The sequence below is a fragment of the Azospirillum oleiclasticum genome (assembly GCF_013423485.1).
GTDB lineage: Bacteria > Pseudomonadota > Alphaproteobacteria > Azospirillales > Azospirillaceae > Azospirillum > Azospirillum oleiclasticum.
On record NZ_JABFFR010000007.1, the window covers coordinates 230,484 to 251,485 of the forward strand.

Consider the following 21,002-nt stretch of genomic DNA (forward strand, 5'->3'; position numbering starts at 1 on the left):
CCGTCCAGCCGCACCGGCCGCATGGCTGGGGTGCCGACACTCCGGCATCCCCTGGGGGCGGTGTCCGCGGACCGGCGTGCGAATCGCGGTGAAAGCTCCTATAGTCGGCCGGTCAAACCCCATCACCCCGCTCCGTTGTTCCCGCCAAGGCCTCCTCCCCATGCTGCCGACCCGCGCCGCCCGCTCCAAATCCCGCACGCCCGAACCAGCCGCCCCCATCGCCGACCGGCAGGCCATCGTGTCGGGCACGCGGCTGGGTGCCGAGCTGGACGCGCTGGTTGCGGAGCACGGCACCGGCGACGCCCTGCGCCCCGCCGTCATCGCGGCGGTCCGCGCGGCGCTGGCCACGGGCCGGGACGAGGTGCGGGCGCGGTTCGAGGCCGGGGGGCTGGGCGAGGACTGCGTGCGGCAGAACTGCTACCTCGCCGACCGCATCATCCAGACGCTGGCGCAGTTCACCGTCACCCACATGTTCCCCAGCGCCAACCCGACTCTCGGCGAAACTTTCGACATCGCCGCCACCGGCGGCTACGGCCGCGGCGAGCTGGCCCCCTTCTCCGACATCGACCTGCTGTTCCTGCTTCCCTACAAGCGCACGGCGCGGGTCGAGCAGGTGGTCGAATACATGCTCTACATCCTGTGGGATCTGGGGCTGAAGGTCGGCCACGCCGTGCGCAGCGTCGATGAGTGCATCCGCCAGAGCAAGGCCGACATCACCATCCGCACCGCCATACTGGAATCCCGCTACCTGTGGGGCGAGGGCGGGCTGTTCGCCGACCTGAGGAAGCGCTTCGACAAGGACGTGGTGGCCAACACCGGCGTGGAGTTCGTGGCCGCCAAGCTGGCCGAGCGCGACACCCGCCACCGCAAGCTGGGCGACAGCCGCTATGTGCTGGAGCCCAACCTGAAGGACGGGAAGGGCGGCCTGCGCGACCTCCAGACCCTGTTCTGGATCGCCAAATACCTGTATCGCGCCGATTCGGTGGACGATCTGGTCGGCGCCCGCGTGCTGCTGCCGGAGGAGGCGCAGCGCTTCGCCAAGGCGCAGAACTTCCTGTGGACCGCGCGCTGCCACCTCCACTACCTGACCGGGCGCATGGAGGACCGGCTGACCTTCGACGTGCAGGCGCAGATCGGCGCCCGCATGGGCTACACCGACCACGCCGGGACCAAGGGCGTGGAGCGCTTCATGAAGCACTACTTCCTGGTGGCGAAGGATGTCGGCGACCTGACCCGCATCTTCTGCGCCGCCCTGGAGGCCGACGCCAAGCGCCCGCCCAAGTTCAACATCCTGCGGCTGACCGCGCTGACGCGCCGGCGCGACATCGAGGGCTTCGTCGTTGACGGCGAGCGGCTGAACATCCACAGCGACAGCCAGTTCCGCGACCGTCCCATCGACATGATCCGGCTGTTCCACGTGGCGCAGCAGAATGACGTGGACATCCACCCGAACGCGCTGCGCGCCATTACGCGCTCGCTCTCCGCCATCGGCCCGCGCCTGCGCGAGGATGCGGAGGCCAACCGCCTGTTCCTGGAGATCCTGACCGGCCGCAAGGACCCGGAGGTGACGCTGCGCCGCATGAACGAAGCGGGGGTGCTGGCCCGCTTCATCCCCGATTTCGGGCGGGTCGTCGCGCAGATGCAGTACGACATGTACCACGTCTTCACGGTGGACGAGCACACGCTGTTCGCCATCGGCATCCTGCACAAGATCGAACAGGGCCTGCTGAAGGACGAGCTGCCGCTGACCAGCGAGGTGATCCACAAGGTGGTGTCGCGGCGCGCGCTCTATGTGGCGGTGCTGCTGCACGACATCGCCAAGGGCCGCGGCGGCGACCATTCGGTGCTGGGCGCGCGGGTGGCGGAGAAGCTGTGCCCGCGGCTGGGCCTCACCGCGGAGGAGACGGAGACGGTCGCCTGGCTGGTGCGCTGGCACCTCGCCATGTCCTTCACCGCCTTCAAGCGCGACCTGGAGGACGACAAGACCGTGCGCGACTTCGTGGCGCTGGTGCAGTCGCCGGAGCGCCTCAAGCTCCTGGTCACCCTGACCGCCGCCGACATCCGCGCCGTCGGACCCGGCCGCTGGAACAACTGGAAGGCCACGCTGCTGCGCGAGCTCTACCACCGGTCGGAAGAGCTGATGTCCGGCGGCATGACGGCCGAGGGACGGGAGCGCCGCATCCGCATCGCCCAGCGCAAGCTGCGCGAGGACCTGCCCGATTTCGACGATCCCGCGTTCGAGCACGCCGCGAACCTGCATTACCCCGCCTACTGGCTGTCCTTCGACACCGACACGCTGGCCCACCACGCCCGCCTGATCCGCATGGCCGAGGTGGAGGGGCGGGCGCTGACCGTGGACACCCGCATCGACCGCGCCCGCGCGGTGACCGAGGTGACCATCCTCACCGCCGACCATCACGGGCTGGTGTCGCGGCTGGCCGGCGCCTTCGCCGCGTCGGGCGCCGACATCGTCGATGCGAAGATCTTCACGCTGACCAACGGCACGGCCCTCGACGTCTTCTCGGTGCAGGACGCGGCCAGCGGCGGCGCCTTCGAGCAGGGCGACAAGCTGGCACGGCTGTCCGTCACCATCGAGCGGGTCCTGTCCGGCCAGCTCAAGCCGTTGCAGGAGCTGGCGAACCGCAAGACCGTGCTGTCCAGCCGCACCCGCGTCTTCCACGTGCCGCCGCGCGTGCTGATCGACAACAACGCCTCCACCACCCACACGGTGATCGAGGTGAACGGCCGCGACCGGCCCGGCCTGCTCTACGGCCTGACCCGGGCGCTGTCCGATCTGACGCTCCAGATCTCGTCGGCCAAGATCGCCACCTTCGGCGAGAAGGCCATCGACGTGTTCTACGTGAAGGACGTGTTCGGCCTGAAGGTCACCCACGAGGCCAAATTGGCGCAGGTGCGCGAGCGGCTTCTGCACGCGCTGGCCGACCCGGAAGGGGCGGGCGCCGCGGCGCTCCACCGTCCCCGGACCCGCGACAAGGCCGCCACCGTGAAGAAGCCGAAGCCGATGGACGCCGCCGACTGACCCGGCGCGTCGGGCGGTTCGGATCCTGCCGCGTGGCGTCATCTTGGAAAAGCCTTGCGGCAGGCCACGGAATGGTTATATTCCGACAACGAGAACCCATACGACTTGCACGGTCCGGGAAACTGGGCCGGCAGGACGCTTTGCGGGTGGGCCGTGGCCCACTCATTTTTTTATCGGCGTTTGGAATCCCCGGGGAGGGCCTCGGGGCAGGTCAGGTGGAATGGACGCAACCGGTCGCATCGAACAGATCATCGCACCGTCGATCGAATCCATGGGGTACGAGATCGTGCGTGTGCAGATGACGGGTGCCCAGCGACCCGTCCTTCAGATCATGGCGGAACGCACCGACGGCGGCCCCATGACGGTCGAGGATTGCGCCGACATCAGCCGTTCCGTCTCCGCCCTGCTCGATGTCGAGGACCCGATCGCCAGCGCCTACACGCTGGAGGTCAGTTCGCCCGGCATCGACCGGCCGCTGACCCGGCGGCGGGATTTCGAACGGTTCGCCGGGTTCGAGGCGAAGCTGGAGACCCGGATGGCGATCGACGGGCGCAAGCGCTTCAAGGGCCGGCTGAAGGGCCTGGAGGACGACGACGTGCTGATCGACACCGAACAGGGTCCGGCCCGCGTGCCCATGGAAACCATCCAGCGCGCCAAGCTGGTGCTGACGGACGAGTTGATCCGCGCCAGCGGCGGCCAGGGGTGACGGCCGGGGGCCGGCCGCTCGCCGACCCGCGCCGACGGACCGATCGCATCGAACCATCAACCAAGACGAACGCCTGCATTCGGAAAGTGTGACGGATGGAACTGCTGCAAGTCGCCGACGCGGTCGCCCGCGAAAAGACCATCGACCGGGACGAGGTCCTGGAAGCGATGGAGCAGGCTATTCAGAAGGCCGGCCGCTCGAAGTACGGGCACGACCACGACATCCGCGCGCGCATCGACCGCAAGACCGGCGAGATCCATCTGGCCCGCTATCTGGAGGTGGTGGAGACGGTGGAGAACGAGGCGACCCAGGTCAGCCTCGCCGCCGTCCAGCGCCGCCGTCCGGGCATCAAGGTCGGCGAGTTCATCATCGATCCGCTTCCGCCCATCGATTTCGGCCGCATCGCCGCCCAGACCGCCAAGCAGGTGATCGTCCAGAAGGTCCGCGACGCCGAGCGCAAGCGCCAGTTCAACGAGTACAAGGACCGCACGGGCGAGATCGTCAACGGCCTCGTCAAGCGCGTGGAATACGGCAACGTCACCGTGGATCTCGGCCGGGCCGAGGCGATCCTGCGCCGTGACGAGCTGCTGCCGCGCGAGCATTTCAAGAACGGCGACCGCGTGCGGGCCTACATCTACGACGTGCGCGAGGAGACGCGCGGGCCGCAGATCTTCCTGTCGCGCACCCATCCGCAGTTCATGGCGAAGCTGTTCGAGCAGGAGGTGCCGGAGATCTACGACGGCATCATCGAGATCAAGGCGGTCGCCCGCGACCCCGGCAGCCGCGCCAAGATCGCCGTGGTGTCCAAGGACAGCTCCATCGATCCGGTCGGCGCCTGCGTCGGCATGCGCGGCAGCCGTGTGCAGGCGGTGGTCGGCGAGCTCCAGGGCGAGAAGATCGACATCATTCCCTGGAACAACGACGCCGCCACCTTCGTGGTCAACGCGCTCGCCCCGGCCGAGGTCGCCAAGGTCGTGCTGGACGAGGAAGGCCGCCGCATCGAGGTGGTGGTGCCCGACGACCAGCTCTCGCTCGCCATCGGCCGGCGCGGCCAGAATGTCCGCCTCGCCACCCTGCTGACCGGCTGGGACATCGACATCATGACCGAGCAGGAGGAATCCGAGCGCCGCTCGGAGGAGTTCCGCACCCGGTCGCAGCTCTTCATCGACGCGCTGGACGTGGACGACGTGATCGCCCACCTGCTGGTTGCCGAGGGCTTCATGTCGGTGGAGGAGATCGCCTTCGTCGAGACCGAGGAGCTCGCCGAGATCGAGGGCTTCGACGAGGACGTGGCGAACGAGCTGAAAGAACGTGCGCTGGCCTTCCTGGAAGAGCAGGATGTGCGCATGACCGAGCGGCGGCGCCATCTCGGCGTCGCGGACGACGTGGCGGAGCTGTCGGGGCTGACCCCCGCGCAGCTCGTCAAGCTCGGCGAGAACGGGGTGAAGCTGCTCGACGATCTGGCCGATCTGGCCGCCGACGAGCTGCGCGAGATCCTCGGCAAGGACGGTCCTTCCGAGGACGAGGCGAACGAGATCATCATGGCCGCCCGTGCCCACTGGTTCGATGGCGAGGGGGGTGCCGCCGCGCAGGCGGACCCGTCCGCCTCCGGCCACGCGGCGCAGGGCTGACGGTCGGAGTGCTGAAGCGGGGATGACGGATTTGGACGAAGCGACCCTGGACCGGAACGGCGGCGAGCCGGAGCTGGCGGAGGACCGGGAAACCGGCCCCCTGCGGCGCTGCATCGCCACGGGCACGGTCCAGCCCAAGGAGGGGATGGTCCGCTTCGTCGTCGCCCCCGACTCGGAGGTCGTGCCCGACCTGGAGGAGACGCTTCCCGGCCGCGGCCTGTGGCTGTCGGCCGAGCGCGCCGCCTTCGAGCGCGCGGTGGGGAAGAACCTCTTCTCCAAAGCGGCCCGGCGGTCGGTGCGGGTGCCGTCGGACCTGCCCGACCGTGTCGGCCGGCTGCTGGAACGCCGCTGCCTCGATCGGCTCGGTCTTGCCCGGCGGGCGGGGCAGGCGCTGGCGGGTTACGAAAAGGTACGCGAGGCGCTGAAGTCCGGTCGCGTCGGCCATGGCGGTCCGCCGCCGGCCTTGCTGGTGGAGGCCGCCGATGGCTCCGCCGACCAGCGGGGCAAGCTGACGGCGCTGGCACCGGGACTTCCGGTGATCGACGCCTTCGATTCCGCCGGCCTTGCGGCGGCCCTGGGACGCGAGCACGCGGTCCATGCGGTCGTGGCGCGGGGCCGGCTCTCCGAAGGGTTGCTGCGGGATGCGGCACGCCTCCGGGGCATCAAGATTCTTTCCGCCGGCGCGGGGCCGGCGGGCCGTGGTGATAACGCTTAACAGTCCGGATCCGATGACCGACAGCAACGACCAGGATCATAAGAAAGTCTTGCACCTCTCCGGCTCCGGAAAAGGGAAGCTGGAGCTGAAGAAGCCGGTCGACACGACGGTTCGGCAGAGCTTCTCCCATGGCCGCACCAAGACCGTGGCGGTCGAGGTGAAGCGCAAGCGTACGGTGGACAAGGGCGCCCTGCCAGGCGTGGCGGACGGCGGTGCCGCCGCGCGCCAGGCGGCCCAGGGCATCCCCATCCGCGGCGTCCCCGGACGCCCGAACCGCGGTGGCGGCGGCACGGGCGTGCGCCAGCTGACCAAGGACGAACGCGAGGCGCGGCTGCGCGCCTTGCGCGGGGCCATGCTCGAAGAGGAGATCCGGCGCCAGGAGGCCGAGGAGGCCGCCATCGCCGCCGCCGAGGCCGAGGCCGAAGCGGCGGAGGCCGCCGCAGCCGCGGCCGAGATGGTCGTGGAGGAGGAGCCGGTCGCCCTCGACCCCGAATCCCTGCGACAGCGCGAGATGGACGAGCTCCGCCGCATCCAGGAGGAGGAGCGCAAGGTCGCCGAGGAGGCCGAGCGTCGCCGCCGCGAGGAGGAGGCCAAGCGCAAGGAGGCCGAGGAGGCCCGCAAGCCCGAGGAGCAGCCCAAGCGCCGCCCCGAGGAGAACCGGAGCGGCCGTCCGCCCCATGCCGGTGCCACCGCGCGCCCGGCCGCCGGAGCCCCGGCCCGTCCGGCCGCCGGCGACGCCGCCGTCCGCCCGGCCGCCGGAGTCCCGGCCCCCCGCCACGGCGAAGAGGAGGAGGACGACTCCCGCAGCCGCGGCAAGACCAAGGGTGGCGCGGCCAAGGCTCCGGCCGCCGCCCCGCGCAAGCCCAGCACCGGCCCCGGCCCCGGCGGCGACCGTCGCCGGTCCGGCAGCAAGATGACGGTGTCCCAGGCGCTCAGCGACGACGACGGCCAGCGCGGGCGTTCGCTCGCCTCGGTCCGCCGCGCCCGTGAGCGGGAACGCCTGCGCCTGATGATGCGCCAGGAAACCCAGAAGGTGACCCGCGACGTGATCCTGCCCGAAGTCATCACCGTGCAGGAGCTGGCGAACCGCATGGCCGAGCGCGGCGCCGACGTGATCAAGGCGCTGATGCGCATGGGCGTCATGGCGACCATCAACCAGACCATCGACGCCGACACCGCCGAGCTGGTGGTGGCGGAGTTCGGCCACCGCGCGCGGCGCGTGTCGGAGGCGGATGTCGAGATCGGCCTGCGTGGTGGCGACGACGTGGCGGAAAACACCCTGCCCCGGCCCCCGGTGGTCACCATCATGGGCCACGTCGATCACGGCAAGACCTCGCTGCTCGACGCTCTGCGCCAGACCGACGTGGTGTCGGGCGAGGCCGGCGGCATCACCCAGCACATCGGTGCCTATCAGGTGACGCTGGCGTCCGGCGCCAAGATCACCTTCATCGACACGCCGGGTCACGCGGCCTTCACCGAAATGCGTGCCCGCGGCGCCAATGTCACCGACGTGGTGGTGCTGGTGGTGGCGGCCAACGACGGCGTCATGCCGCAGACGGTCGAGGCCATCCGCCATGCCAAGGCGGCGAAAGTGCCGATCATCGTGGCGATCAACAAGATCGACCTGCCGGACGCCAAGCCCGACCGGGTGCGCCAGGAGCTGCTGCAGCACGAGCTGGTGGTCGAGGACATGGGCGGCGACGTGCTCGACGTCGTGGTCTCCGCCAAGACCAAGCTCAACCTGGACAAGCTGGAGGAGGCGATCCTCCTGCAGGCGGAAATCCTGGAGCTGCGCGCCAACCCCAAGCGCAGCGCCGAGGGTGTGGTCATCGAGGCCAAGCTGGAGCGCGGCCGCGGTTCGGTGGCCACCGTGCTGGTCCAGCGCGGCACGCTGAAGGTCGGCGACGTGTTCGTGACCGGCGCCGAGTGGGGCCGGGTGCGCGCGCTGATCGACGACCGTGGTCGGAGCATCACCGAGGCGGGCCCCGCCTTCCCGGTGGAGGTGCTGGGTCTGAACGGCACGCCGATGGCCGGCGACGACTTCTCGGTGGTGGACACCGAGGCGCGCGCCCGCGAGATCGCGGAGTTCCGGCAGCGCAAGAAGCGCGAGGTCGCCAACGCGGCCACCGCGCGCGGCTCGCTGCAGGACATGTTCAACCGCATCCAGGCGGGCGAGGCCAAGGAACTGCCCGTCGTCATCAAGGGCGACGTGCAGGGCTCCATCGAGGCGATCTCCGGTGCCCTGGAGAAGCTCACCGAGGAGAACACCGAGGTCAAGGTGCGCGTCCTGCACGCGTCGGTCGGCGCGATCAACGAGTCCGACGTGACGCTGGCGAACGCGTCCAACGCCATGATCATCGGCTTCAACGTCCGTGCCAACCCGCAGGCCCGCGACCTCGCCAAGCGCGACGGCGTGGAAATCCGCTACTACTCGATCATCTACAACGTGATCGACGATGTGCGCCAGGCGCTGACGGGCATGCTCGCCCCGACGCTGCGCGAGCGTTTCATCGGCTACGCGGAGATCCGCGAGGTCTTCAACATCACCCGCGTCGGCAAGGTCGCCGGCTGCATGGTGACGCAGGGCCAGGTCAAGCGTGGCGCCGGTGTCCGCCTGCTGCGCGACAACGTGGTGATCCACGAGGGCACGCTGAAGACCCTCAAGCGCTTCAAGGACGAGGTCCGCGAGGTGCGCGAGGGCTACGAATGCGGCATGGCCTTCGAGAACTACGACAACATCCTGGCCGGCGACGTCATCGAAGCCTTCGAGATGGAAGAGGTGGCGCGGGCGCTGTAACGGTGGTTCGTCCCGCGCCCCGCTGGTTCCGGCCAGCGGGGCGCGGTGCCGTCCCTGCGATACGGCTCGCGGGTTGACGCGGCGCGGATGGCGCGCAAAGTCCCTGGTATCGGCGGCTTCCGCGATAGAGCCGGCCCGAACTGAGAAAGCTACGCCCATGGCAAGCAGGCACAACGGCGCGTTCCGCGCCGGCAAGGCACCGTCCCAGCGGCAGCTCCGCGTCGGCGAGGAGCTGCGGCACACTCTTGCCGCGCTGTTCCAGCGCGGTGATTTTCATGATCCGGAGCTTCAGAAGCTGCGGATCACGGTGACCGAGGTGCGCGTCAGCCCCGACCTGTCCAACGCCACCGCCTTCATCACCCCGCTCGGCGGCGGGCATGTGGACGAGGCTCTGGCGGCTTTGCGCCGCGCCGCCGCCTTCCTGCGCGGGCAAGTGGCGCGCGCGGTGAAGCTGCGCCATGCGCCGACGCTGAGCTTCGAGGCCGACACCTCCTTCGATTACGCCAACCACATCGCCACCATCCTGCACAGCCCCGACGTGGCCCGCGACCTGACCGAGCGGGTCAACGGCGACGGCGACCACGACGAGGATGAGGACGACGGTTGGGACGAGGAGGACGAGGACTCCGACGACGCCGAGTATGAGGAGGACGACCTCGACGAGGATGACGACTCCGACGAGGACGACAACGAATACGAGGACGACGACTCCGACGACGAGGATGCCGGCGGGGCCGAGGAGAACGAATACGAGGACGACGGGGAACCGGCGCGTCCGCGCGGGAAGGGCGGCCGTGGCGCGTAAGCGGAAGGGGCAGCCGGTCCATGGCTGGCTGGTGCTCGACAAGCCGGACGGGCTGACCTCCACCCAGGCGCTGTCGCGGGTGCGGCGCCTGCTGAACGCCGAGAAGGCCGGTCACGGCGGCACGCTCGACCCGATCGCGACCGGCATCCTGCCGATCGCGCTGGGAGAGGCGACGAAGACCGTCTCCTATGTCATGGACGGCGAGAAGACCTACCTCTTCACCCTGCGCTGGGGCGAGCGCCGCACCACCGACGACCGCGAAGGCGAGGTGATCGAGCGCAGCGACCACCGTCCCACCGCGGCGGAGATCGAGGCGGCGCTGCCCGCCTTCCACGGCTTCATCGATCAGGTGCCGCCGCAGTTCTCCGCCATCAAGGTGGACGGGGAGCGCGCCTACGCCATCGCGCGCGAGGGCGACGCGGTCGATCTGCAGCCGCGCACCGTGCGCATCGACCGCATCGCGCTGACCGGCATGCCCGACGCGGATCATGCGACCTTCGAGGTCGACTGCGGCAAGGGCACCTACATCCGCTCGCTCGCCCGTGATCTGGCCGAAACGCTGGGCACCGTCGGGCATGTGCAGACGCTGCGGCGCACCCGCGTCGGCCGCTTCACGCTGGACCGCGCGATTTCCCTGGACGATCTGGCCGCGTTGGAGCAAGGTGCCGCCGCCGAAAATCTTCTGCTTCCGATCGAGACCGCGCTGGACGACATCCCGGCGTTGGCCCTGACGGAGGCCGAGGCGCACCGGCTGAGACACGGACAATCGGTGGCTCTCCTCACCCGGCAGGACCGCGAACGCCTCAAGGGGCTTCACGGGACGGCAGGCGAGGGCGGCGCCGTATTTGCGCATGTCGGGGGAACCCCGGTGGCGCTGGCCCGTGTCGAGGGGGCGGAGGTCCGCCCGGTGCGTGTGCTCAACCTTTGAACCATCAGGAGTGCACGATGTCGATCACCGCCGAGCGCAAGCAGGAGCTGATCAAGGAATACGCCCGTGGCGACGCCGACACGGGTTCCCCCGAGGTGCAGGTCGCGATCCTGTCGGAGCGCATCCGCAACCTCACCGACCACCTCCAGACCCACAAGAAGGACTTCCACTCCCGCCGTGGTCTCCTGGTGATGGTCGGTCAGCGCCGCAGCCTTCTCGACTATCTGAAGAAGAAGGACCAGTCGCGCTACAGCACCCTCATCGAACGTCTCGGCCTGCGCCGCTGAGCTTCGGATGACAGCGCCCGCAAGCCGTGCGATGCGGCTTGCGGGCGTTTTCGCGTCTGCGGACGGCGCTCAGCCGTCGCTCTCCCCGAACGCGTCCACCCGGTCCGGATAGAACGCCAGATGCCCCGCGATGGCTTTGACCGCCTCGTAGGGCTCCTCATAGCTCCAGACCGCATTCTCCGACCGCCTGCCGTCCACGACCAGCGTGTAATAGGCCGCCTGCCCCTTGTACGGGCAGCGCGTGCTGTGCGCCGTGCGCTCGAACAGAGCCATGTCCGCATCCGCGCGCGGGACGTAGAACACGGGCGGATAGCTCGCCTCCCGCAGGATCAACGCCGACTGCGTGTCGGCGACGGTGCGCCCGTTGAACTGGACCCGCAAGCGGCGGCGGTGCGGCTCCACGGTGATCGGATGATCCGTGCCGGGTGTCTTCATCTGGGGTCTCCTGCGGGGGTGCTTACCCGTAGAGGGATGGTGTCGAAGTCCTGGAAGCACAAGCCCCGCCGTACCGCGCGGGACTTCGCCGTCATTCAGAGGATGACGTCAATCGCGGATTCAGCTATTCAGATGCGTTTCGCAAAGTCGGTGTGGACGAACCAGGATCGGCTGTTTTGCGTTTATTCGAGGGATCGCGGAAGAGCCGCAATCCCAACCCGTTCGGCCAATCCGGGTCGGGCGGGCGTCGGATGGAAGGAAAGAGCGTATGTTCAAGGTGCACCGGAAAGAAATCGACTGGGGCGGGCGCAAGCTGACGCTGGAGACGGGGAAGATCGCGCGGCAGGCGGACGGCGCCGTGCTGGCGACCTACGGCGAAACGACCGTGCTGTGCACCGCGGTGGCGGCGAAGGCGGCCAAGCCAGGTGTGGACTTCTTCCCGCTGACGGTCAACTACCAGGAAAAGAGCTTCGCGGCCGGCAAGATCCCCGGCGGCTTCTTCAAGCGCGAGGGGCGCCCGTCGGAGAAGGAGACGCTGGTCAGCCGCCTGATCGACCGCCCGATCCGCCCGCTGTTCGTCGATGGCTTCCGCAACGAGACGCAGGTCATCTGCACCGTGCTGAGCCATGACCTGGAGAACGACCCGGACATCGTGGCGATGGTCGGCACCTCCGCGGCGCTCACCATTTCCGGCATTCCCTTCCTGGGTCCGATCGGTGCTGCGCGCGTGGCCTACATCGACGGCCAGTATGTGCTGAACCCGACCGCCGACCAGATCGACAAGTCGGCCCTCGACCTCGTGGTCGCCGGTACCGGCGACGGCGTGCTGATGGTGGAGTCCGAGGCGAAGGAGCTGTCCGAGGACGTCATGCTCGGCGCCGTCATGTACGGCCACAAGAACTTCCAGCCGGTCATCCAGGCCATCATCGAGCTGGCCGAGGAATGCGCGAAGGAGCCGTGGGACCTGCCGCCCCCGGCCTATGACCGCGCCGCGGTGAAGGCCCGTCTGAAGGCGGTCGTCGGCGACGACGTGGCCGCCGCCTACACCGAGACGGTGAAGCAGAACCGGTACGAGAAGATCGGCGCCGCCAAGGCCAAGGGCCTGGAGACGCTGGTGGCCGAAGGCTTCGAGGCCAGCGCCGTCGCCACCGAGTTCAAGGAGCTGGAGAGCGACATCCTGCGCGGTGCGGTGATCAAGACCGGCCGCCGCATCGATGGCCGCGACACCAAGACCGTCCGCCCGATCGTGGCGGAGGTCGGCGTGCTGCCGCGCGCCCATGGATCGGCGCTGTTCACCCGCGGCGAGACCCAGGCGCTGGTCGTCACCACGCTGGGCACCAGCCAGGACGAGCAGATCATCGACGCGCTCGAGGGCGAGTACCGCGAGCACTTCATGCTGCACTACAACTTCCCTCCCTACTCGGTGGGCGAGGCGGGCCGCGTCGGCTCCCCCGGCCGGCGCGAGATCGGGCACGGAAAGCTGGCCTGGCGCTCCATCCACCCGCTGCTGCCGACCAAGGAGCAGTTCCCCTACACGCTGCGCGTGGTGTCGGAGATCACGGAGTCCAACGGCTCTTCCTCCATGGCCACGGTCTGCGGCTCGTCCTTGTCGATGATGGACGCCGGCGTGCCGATGCCGCGCCCGGTCGCCGGCATCGCCATGGGCCTGATCAAGGAGGATGAGGGCTTCGCGGTCCTCACCGACATCCTGGGTGACGAGGACCATCTGGGCGACATGGACTTCAAGGTGGCGGGCACCGAGGCCGGCGTCACCGCCCTGCAGATGGACATCAAGATCACCTCGATCACCGAGGAGATCATGCGCATCGCGCTCGACCAGGCCAAGGACGGGCGTCTGCACATCCTGGGCGAGATGGCGAAGGCGCTGACCAACGCCCGCGAAGGCGTGAACGAGAACGCCCCGCGCATCACCGTGATCAACATCCCGAAGGAGAAGATCCGCGACGTGATCGGCTCCGGCGGCAAGGTGATCCGCGAGATCGTCGAGCAGACCGGCGCCAAGATCGACATCGAGGACGACGGCACGGTCAAGGTGGCCGCGGTCGACCAGAAGGCCGCGCAGGCCGCCATCGACTGGATCAAGGGCATCGTCGCCGAGCCGGAGATGAACGTCGTCTACATCGGCAAGGTCGTGAAGGTGGTGGATTTCGGCGCCTTCGTGAACTTCCTCGGCTCCCGCGACGGCCTCGTCCACATCTCCGAGCTGTCCCCGCAGCGCGTCGGCAAGGTGTCGGACGTGGTGAAGCAGGGCGACGAGGTGAAGGTCAAGGTCATCGGCTTCGACGACCGCGGCAAGGTCAAGCTGTCCATGAAGCAGGTCGACCAGGAGACCGGCGAGGACATCTCCAAGCGCGACAAGCCAGCCGCCCAGTAACGCGGCTTGCGCTTGGAAACCCTCTCCCGCCCGAGGGCGGGGGAGGGTGGCGCCGCAAGGCGCCGGGCGGGGGGCAGGGTTACCTGCCCGCTTCTTGTGCATCCCACCCGAACGGCGTAGCCTTTCCGGAATGGTCCTCCGGGGAGGAAGCGCCATGACCAGCACCACGATCACCAACACCGCCAAGATTGTCTTCATCGGGGCCGGCAGCCAGTGGTTCGGCCTCAGCATGTTCCGCGACATCCTGTCGGCGGACGAGATGCGCGGCTCCACCCTGACGCTGGTGGACACCAACCCGGCGGCGCTGGAGCGCATGGTGGGCCTCGCCCACCGGCTGAACGCCCATCACGGCGGCCATGTCCGCATCGAGCACACGACCGAGCGCCGCGCCGCGCTGGACGGGGCGGATTTCGTGCTCAGCTCCGTCGCCATCGACCGCAACCGCCTCTGGCGGCTGGATTTCGAGATCCCGAAGAAGCACGGCATCCGTCACACGCTGGGCGAGAATGGCGGGCCGGGCGGCCTGTTCTTCACCATGCGCACTCTGCCGCTGGTCTTCGACATCGTGCGCGATGTGGAGGCGATCTGCCCCAAGGCGCTGTTCATCAACTTCTCCAACCCGGAAAGCCGCATCGTCCTGGCGCTGGGCAAATACAGCCCGGTGCGCGCCATCGGCCAGTGCCACGGCATCCTGATGGCGCGCGAGGACATGGCCCACATCCTGGGCCGCAAGCCGGAGGAGCTCGACGTCTGGGCGGCCGGCCTCAACCATTTCCAGTGTGTGACCGACGTTCGCGATCCGGTCACCGGCGCCGATTTCTACCCGGCGCTGCGCGAGGCCGAGCCCGGCTTCGACCCGGCGTTCCGCCCGCTGACGCGGCGCCTGTTCCAGGCCTTCGGCCGCTGGCTGACCTGCTCCGACGACCATATGGGCGAATACGTCGCCTACGGCTACGAGGGCGGGGAGCATGGCTACGACTACGACTGGGACGAGCGCAACCGGGCCGAGCTCCAGGGCCACATCGACAGCATCCTGGCCGGCGGCCCCTTCCCCGACTGGATGCTCACCCCGTCGGGCGAGAGTGCGGCGGCCCTGATGGGCGGCATGCTGCACAACCGCCGCCGCGTCATCCCCTCCGCCATCGTCTACAACCAGGGTGCCATCCCCAACCTGCCGGCCGACCTCGCCGTCGAGGTCCCCGTGGTGGCCGACGCCGCCGGCATCCACCCCGTCTCCATGGGCCCACTCCCCGACCCCATCGCCAAGCTCATGTCCATGCAGGCCAACGTCCAGCAACTCGCCGTCGAGGCCGCGGTGCACGCCAGCAAGGAACTGGCCCTGCAGGCCCTGCTGATCGACCCGGTGGTCAACTCGACGACGGCGGCGGTGGCGCTGTTGGACGAGCTGTGGGAGGTGAATAAGGGCTACATCAGGGGGTGTGTCTAGGAGTGCCGATGGTTTCTCTCTCCGCCACTTGTTAACACGTAGATATCCAATCAGCAGATCGCGACGGGGAAATCTTAAGGTTGCGAACGGGGAAACTTACCAATAGCGCCTACCAAATTGGCGCCTGCCAAGTTGGCGCGTGTCAGGTCGGCGCCCACCAGGTTAGCATGCGCCAAGTTAGCACCGGTCAAGTTGACGCCGATCAGATTGGTGTGCGTCAAGTTGGCGTTCTTCAGGTTGGCGCGTGTCAGGTCGGCGTTCATCATATCGGCGCCCATCGGGTTAGCGTCCATCATGTCGGCTCCCATCAGTTTAGCGCCCATCAAGTTGGCGTGTATCAGGTTGGCACCCGCTAGGTTGGCGCCTATTAGTTTGGCCTGCGTCAGGTTGGCACCCATCAGGTTGGCGTGAGTAAGGTCGGTGCGCGTTAGGTCGGCGCCAGTTAGATTCGCGCCCCATAGGGTGGCGCTTGTCAGATTAGTGCCTATTAGGTCGGCACGCGTCAGGTCGGCGCCCGTCAGCCAAACGCCCATCAAGTCGGCACGCGTCAGGTCGGCGCCCGTCAAGTTGGCGTCCTTCAAGTTGGCGTCCTTCAAGTTGGCGCCTGCCAAATTGGCGCTCCGCAGGTTGACACCCGTTAGATCCAGTGCGTTCAAAGACCGCCGAGGGACGGAAAACTCGGGCGCTGTCCCGAGTAGACGATGCAACGTTGCGCTGAGGCCTGCTCGGGGCAATGTCACACGGGGAAGGTCCGCCGGCGTCGCTGCGGTGATGGCCGACAGGATGGCGAGCAAGCTGACCTCGGCATTGCGGGTCTGGCGCTCAACCGCGCGGGCGCGGGTTTCGCTGGCTGGCAGGGGCATCCCCTCGGTCATACACGTGGTGAACAGCGGGGCCAGGGTTAGTCGCCACGCCGCGACATCGCGTTCAGCATTCCACGCAGCAAACACTTCCTGCCGTAGGAAGTCGAACACCGCGTGGTCCATGGATGTTGGGCCGCAAAGCTTCAGCCAACGGCTCAGGCACCCCAACGCATCGTCGGCGTCACCACCACCCTCCAGCCGCCGATGAATGCCCTCCACTTCCCGCACGATCCGTCGGGCGATAAGGAATTGGCCGAAGCTCTTGTGGGTGAATTCCACAACGCGGTGGTCCGTTCCCTGGTGAGCCCGGCAGAAGAAGCTGTCCAGAAGCGCGGTCAGGGCGTGGTCGCGGTCCTTGGACACCCGCTCTAGTTCGCCTCCCAAACCTGCCTCTTGAAGTCGCTTTTCCACGGCGGGCAAAGGAACAGCGCGGTCGCCGCCAGCGTGCCACGCCGCCACGGCCACCTCCTCCAGCATCCGCTCCAACCGGTCGCGCCCTGCCGCATCGATGGCTTCGCTCGACCCGTCGCCATCCGTTCGTCGGTGGGCCCGGCGGAGCACATGGCCGAACAGGCGGCTGTACAAGTCATGAACGCCACCCAGCGTTGTCGCCTTCTTGGGGCTTTCCAGGGAAAGGATCTGGGCAAGCAGCCAGTTAAGAAGGGGCTGTTCGGTCAATGAGTCGATGTGCGGATCATTTCGCTCCAGTGACACCGGCATGCCGTTTACCGGGTCGAAGTGGCGCCACCAGTCCTTCCGCTGGTCAAGCCCCGCGAGGCTTTTGTCATCGAAACGGCTATAGTCATCGCGAGGTATTGTGTAGCGCAGCACATGCAGCCGAGCGTCTCCCCGTACAATGGCGTCTGTAGCAGTCGCCGCACCCGGCCGACCGGCCAGCAGCAGCCGGATCCGCACCCCATCGCGGTTGATGGTGCCGATCTCGCCTGACAACTGACCGACGAAGCCCCCGAGCAGCGCGGTCGCCCCCTGTCCGGCCTTCGCCAGCTCGTCCAGCCCGTCGAGGATCAGCACCAGCGGTTCGCCGTCGTGGCGGCGGGCGTGCTCCAGGGCGTCGTGGCCCAGCTCGGCGGTCAGATGGCGGGTCAGTTCGATGCGGGAATCGCCGACGATGCTCAACCGGGCCAGCGGCACCAGAAGCACCCGCCGGCCTTCCCCAGCCAGTCGGGCCGCCAGCATGGCGCAGGCGCTCGACTTGCCGGCGCCGGGCTCCCCGGACAGCACGCGGAAGGCGTCGGTGGGGGCGGGGTTCGGCCGGGTGGCCCAGCCATACAGCGCCTCGTCCAGCCACAGGATGCGGCGCTTGGCGCCATCGCCACCACGCCGGCCGCGCGCCTCCGGGCCGTCGGGATCGCCGACCATGGCGCGCAGCGGCACATAGAGGTCGGTCAGGGAGCAGCGGATCAGCTCCGGGGCCAGGGTGCGCAGCGGCGCGTCCACCGCGCGGATCAGACGGTCGCGGTAGGTGCGCCAGTCCAGCGCGCGCTGCGCGGCGTCGTCGAAGGGGGTGCGGCGCTCCAGCTCCGCCTTCAGCGCGCGGTAATCGCCGGCCCGCTCCCGGTCGGTCCACTCCCCCGCCAGGGCCAGCGGCAGGGCGTCGGCAAAGGCGCGGCGCAGAAGCGGGCGGGTCTGCTCGTCCACCCCGCCGGCCTTGGTGAGCCGGTCGAACAGGTCCAGCAGCGCGGTGAAGGCCGGCCAGGATTCGGGATCGGCGAAGGCGGCGGCGGTCAGCTCCAGCTCGGCCGCGGTGGCGACGCCGGTCAGGGCGGCCTCGATCTCCCGCGGGTCGGCCTCGGCGGCCAGCACCGGGGCCTTGCGGGCCTGGGCCTGGATCACGCGGACGGCGGCGGCGTAGGCGGCACGCTGGAGCAGAAGCCGCGCCCCCTCCTCCGCCGTCGGCTCGCCCGGCTTGTCGTGCTTGAAGGCGCCGGTGGCGTCGATCACGCCCTTGATGGCGCTGGCGACCTTCAGATCGCACAGATCCACCACCGCCTTGGCGAGGGAGCGCGCGAGGCTGCCGCGATCGACTGCAACCATGACCCACCATCCATTTCATCCAACGCTGAAATGCTATGTGGATCCGGCCATATGTTCAACTTGTAAGCAAAGCCGCGCCTCCACTACTTTTTCTCGGAAAAGTGGTTGCGTGCTTGTCACGCAAACCATTCTTGACCTTCAGACCGCGCATCCCTCACAACACGCAATGGAGTTGCGACCTGGCCGACCACTTGATGCGTATGTCCGTAACAAAGATGCACGCATTTGAATAAAGACGAGGGCATGGCATGGCTACCATCACCGGGACCGCCGGGGACGACACGCTGACCGGCACCAGTGGCAACGACATCCTGTATGGACTTGAGGGCAACGATACGCTGACCGGCGGGGCCGGGGCGGATGAACTGTACGGCGGCGACGGCGACGACCGCCTGAACATCGACGCGGCCGACACCGTGGTGGACGGCGGGGCCGGGTTCGACACGGTCTACATCCGCGGCACCACGGGCGCGACGCTCGACATGGCCGCCGCGAACGTCGAGCGCGTCTATGGCGGCGCCGGCGGCGACGTGATCACGGCGGCCGGCATGGCGCAGGGCGTCACCGTCACCGGCGGCAACGGCGACGACCAGATCACCGGCAGCGATTTCGCCGATTACCTCAGCGGCGGCAACGGCAACGACACGCTGTCCGGCGGGGCGGGCAACGACACGCTGGTCGGCGGTGCCGGCACGGATGCACTCTATGGCGGCGAGGGCAACGACCGTCTGGTCGTGGATGATGTTGACACTGTGATCGATGGCGGTGCCGGCTTCGACACGGTCACCGTCCGCACGAGCGCGAGCTTTGCCATCGCCATGGCGGCGGCGGGTGTCGAAGTGGTCAACAGCGGGTCCGGGGCGGATCTGATCGATGGAAGCGGCTTCACGACGTCCGTCACCATCTCCGGCGGTGCCGGTGACGACACGCTGATCGGCGGGTCCGGCAACGATACGCTGACCGGCGGCGCGGGTGCCGACTCCCTGTACGGGGGCGATGGCGATGATCGCCTGATCGTGGACGGGGCCGACGTCGTCATCGATGGCGGTGCCGGGTTCGACCATGTGTATGCCCGCACCAGCTCCTACTTCGGAATCGCGATGGCTGCGTCGAATGTCGAGGCGGTCACCGGTGGTTCCGGCAACGACTACATCGACGGCAGTGGCACGACCAATGGCGTCACCATTTCCGGCGGTGCCGGCCACGACTGGCTGTACGGTGGATCGGGGGACGACACGATCGATGGCGGCGTCGGCTTCGATGTGATCGACGGCGGTGCCGGCAATGACCGTCTCATCGTGACGGTGGGTGACATGGTGCAGGGCGGTGACGGCCGTGACACGGTCTATGTCCGCGGTACGGCAGGCTTCGTTCTTTCCATGGCCTGGGCCAGCGTGGAGGTCGCCTATGGTGGCACCGGATGGGACACCTTCGGCGGCTATGGCTCGACCGAATCGGTCACCATCGCCGGCGGTGCCGGCAATGACTACATCAGCGGAGGCGACTACGGCGACGTCCTGCGGGGCGATGCCGACGACGACTACATCGCCGGCGGTGCCGGCGATGACCGGATCATCGGCGGCGATGGCAACGACACCCTGGTCGGTGGCACCGGCAACGATCGTCTGGATGGCGGAAGCGGGAACGACACGCTGTACGGCGGTGAAGGTATCGACACGCTGATCGGCGGTGATGGTGACGATACCCTCGACATGAGCATTTCTTCGTCCACCGGTGTGACCGTCAACTTGAACACCGTGGTGCAGGCGGACGGTACGCGGCTGATCGGCATCGAAAACGTCGTCGGCACGGGGAGCGACGACGTCCTGACCGGAAATGATGCCGACAACGTTCTCAACGGTGGCTGGAGCGGCAACGACCAGCTGTTCGGTGGCGGCGGCAACGACTTGCTGATCGTTGGCAGCGGCAACCACACCCTCGTCGGTGGTGACGGCTCCGACACCGCAGACTTCACCAATGTGTGGGACGGTCCGCTGAACATCAGCCTGGTGACCAACACCGCGACCGTCATCGGCAGCACGTCCTCCTCGATGACCGCCCAGTTGAGCGGCATCGAGAACCTGCGCGGTTCCTACTTCGATGACGTGATCACCGGCGATGGCGGCGACAACACGCTGACAGGGTGGCTCGGAAACGACATGCTGATCGGCGGGGCCGGGACTGACAGGGCGGTCTACGAGAACAGCTATGACCGCTACGTGGTAACGGCGGTGTCGGGCGGCTGGACCGTGACCGATGTGGTGACCGACCCCTGGTCGTGGGCCTATACCGACACGCTGACCGGCATCGAGGAACTGCAGTTCTCCAACGCAACCATATTCCTGGATGGACGGAACAACGCCCCTATCGTTTCCGGACCGCAACGTGTCGAGGCGGCTGAACTCTCCGGCGTCGTGGCCGTCGATCTGCTGGCCGGGATTTCGGACTACGAGGGCGACCCGCTTTCGGTGACGGATGTGCAGCAGACCGGTGGCGTCGGTGCAAGCTTCTCCTGGTCGGGAACCAGCTTCAGCCTCGACGTGTCGCAGTTCGGCGATCTGGCACCGGGCACGGCCCTCACCCTCACCTTCCAGTCTTCGGTGACCGACGGTGATCTCTCCTCCAACCAGGACATCGTCATCGAGGTGCGAGGCCTGTCCTTCAGCTTCATGTCGGCCATGGCGGACGGCGGCGGTGGCTCTGCGCCGCTCGACGTCACCATCGACACCCGGCAGCCCATGGACGTCGTGACCACCGGCGTGGAGAACGATCCGCTTTTCGGCAGCGCGCTCCTGCTGCCCAGTCTCGGCTCCTCCAGCATGACCAGCGCTTTGATCGGCGGGGGCAATCTGATCGCCGCGTAGTCCGTTGAGATTGGTGTGTGGACCCGTGTGGCGC

At 68.1% G+C, this 21,002-nt stretch carries 12 protein-coding genes and 1 pseudogene; 11 read left to right on the forward strand and 2 right to left on the reverse strand.

Features of this window, described 5'->3' with window-relative positions; genetic code table 11:
* Window positions 1-160 precede the first annotated feature (160 nt).
* The 8 genes and pseudogenes from HL658_RS11160 to rpsO all read left to right on the forward strand — a co-directional run bounded on the left by HL658_RS11160 (window position 161) and on the right by rpsO (window position 10,909).
* Window positions 161-3,040 (forward strand): [protein-PII] uridylyltransferase, encoded by a 2,880-nt coding sequence (locus HL658_RS11160; protein ID WP_180281979.1) that lies wholly within the window; start codon window positions 161-163, stop codon window positions 3,038-3,040.
* Between the two features lie 220 nt (window positions 3,041-3,260).
* Window positions 3,261-3,746, forward strand: a complete 486-nt coding sequence (gene rimP / locus HL658_RS11165) for a ribosome maturation factor RimP (protein ID WP_180281978.1) — start codon at window positions 3,261-3,263, stop codon at window positions 3,744-3,746.
* 95 nt (window positions 3,747-3,841) lie between these two features.
* A complete protein-coding gene (gene nusA, locus HL658_RS11170; protein ID WP_180281977.1) occupies window positions 3,842-5,377 on the forward strand; it encodes a transcription termination factor NusA in 1,536 nt (511 codons plus the stop codon).
* Between the two features lie 22 nt (window positions 5,378-5,399).
* Complete coding sequence (locus HL658_RS11175) at window positions 5,400-6,092, forward strand: RNA-binding protein (RefSeq protein WP_180281976.1); 693 nt, start codon at window positions 5,400-5,402, stop codon at window positions 6,090-6,092.
* Window positions 6,093-6,105: 13 nt separating this feature from the next.
* Window positions 6,106-8,889 (forward strand): translation initiation factor IF-2, encoded by a 2,784-nt coding sequence (infB, locus tag HL658_RS11180; protein ID WP_180281975.1) that lies wholly within the window; start codon window positions 6,106-6,108, stop codon window positions 8,887-8,889.
* Window positions 8,890-9,046: 157 nt separating this feature from the next.
* Window positions 9,047-9,526 (forward strand): annotated as a pseudogene (rbfA, locus tag HL658_RS11185) (30S ribosome-binding factor RbfA); the annotation flags it as partial.
* Between the two features lie 157 nt (window positions 9,527-9,683).
* On the forward strand, window positions 9,684-10,622 hold the full coding sequence (truB, locus tag HL658_RS11190) for a tRNA pseudouridine(55) synthase TruB (RefSeq protein ID WP_180281973.1): 939 nt from the start codon (window positions 9,684-9,686) through the stop codon (window positions 10,620-10,622).
* Between the two features lie 17 nt (window positions 10,623-10,639).
* The gene (gene rpsO, locus HL658_RS11195) at window positions 10,640-10,909 is read left to right on the forward strand and encodes a 30S ribosomal protein S15 (RefSeq protein WP_180281972.1); all 270 of its coding nucleotides are present in this window, start codon (window positions 10,640-10,642) and stop codon (window positions 10,907-10,909) included.
* A 69-nt stretch (window positions 10,910-10,978) separates the two neighbouring features.
* On the opposite strand, the gene HL658_RS11200 is transcribed toward rpsO, so the two are convergent.
* A complete protein-coding gene (locus HL658_RS11200; protein ID WP_180281971.1) occupies window positions 10,979-11,344 on the reverse strand; it encodes a DUF427 domain-containing protein in 366 nt (121 codons plus the stop codon).
* A 268-nt stretch (window positions 11,345-11,612) separates the two neighbouring features.
* Between HL658_RS11200 and pnp the strand changes: the two genes are divergently transcribed.
* Complete coding sequence (pnp, locus tag HL658_RS11205; RefSeq protein WP_180281970.1) at window positions 11,613-13,739, forward strand: polyribonucleotide nucleotidyltransferase; 2,127 nt, start codon at window positions 11,613-11,615, stop codon at window positions 13,737-13,739.
* A 154-nt stretch (window positions 13,740-13,893) separates the two neighbouring features.
* Window positions 13,894-15,186, forward strand: a complete 1,293-nt coding sequence (locus HL658_RS11210; RefSeq protein ID WP_196242161.1) for a family 4 glycosyl hydrolase — start codon at window positions 13,894-13,896, stop codon at window positions 15,184-15,186.
* 74 nt (window positions 15,187-15,260) lie between these two features.
* On the opposite strand, the gene HL658_RS11215 is transcribed toward HL658_RS11210, so the two are convergent.
* A complete protein-coding gene (locus tag HL658_RS11215; RefSeq protein ID WP_180281969.1) occupies window positions 15,261-18,104 on the reverse strand; it encodes a pentapeptide repeat-containing protein in 2,844 nt (947 codons plus the stop codon).
* Between the two features lie 248 nt (window positions 18,105-18,352).
* On the opposite strand from HL658_RS11215, the gene HL658_RS37690 reads away from it, so the two are divergent.
* Window positions 18,353-20,968 carry a calcium-binding protein gene (locus HL658_RS37690; protein ID WP_180281968.1) on the forward strand — a complete coding sequence of 872 codons (2,616 nt, stop codon included), beginning with the start codon at window positions 18,353-18,355 and terminating at the stop codon, window positions 20,966-20,968.
* Window positions 20,969-21,002 lie beyond the last annotated feature (34 nt).

Coding starts and splice junctions, on each gene's coding strand:
- HL658_RS11160 (WP_180281979.1), top strand. CDS start 161: ATGCTGCCGACCCGCGCCGCCCGCTCCAAATCCCGCACGCCCGAACCA.
- rimP (WP_180281978.1), top strand. CDS start 3,261: ATGGACGCAACCGGTCGCATCGAACAGATCATCGCACCGTCGATCGAA.
- nusA (WP_180281977.1), top strand. CDS start 3,842: ATGGAACTGCTGCAAGTCGCCGACGCGGTCGCCCGCGAAAAGACCATC.
- HL658_RS11175 (WP_180281976.1), top strand. CDS start 5,400: ATGACGGATTTGGACGAAGCGACCCTGGACCGGAACGGCGGCGAGCCG.
- infB (WP_180281975.1), top strand. CDS start 6,106: ATGACCGACAGCAACGACCAGGATCATAAGAAAGTCTTGCACCTCTCC.
- rpsO (WP_180281972.1), top strand. CDS start 10,640: ATGTCGATCACCGCCGAGCGCAAGCAGGAGCTGATCAAGGAATACGCC.
- HL658_RS11200 (WP_180281971.1), bottom strand. CDS start 11,344: ATGAAGACACCCGGCACGGATCATCCGATCACCGTGGAGCCGCACCGC.
- pnp (WP_180281970.1), top strand. CDS start 11,613: ATGTTCAAGGTGCACCGGAAAGAAATCGACTGGGGCGGGCGCAAGCTG.
- HL658_RS11210 (WP_196242161.1), top strand. CDS start 13,894: ATGACCAGCACCACGATCACCAACACCGCCAAGATTGTCTTCATCGGG.
- HL658_RS11215 (WP_180281969.1), bottom strand. CDS start 18,104: ATGGTTGCAGTCGATCGCGGCAGCCTCGCGCGCTCCCTCGCCAAGGCG.
- HL658_RS37690 (WP_180281968.1), top strand. CDS start 18,353: ATGGCTACCATCACCGGGACCGCCGGGGACGACACGCTGACCGGCACC.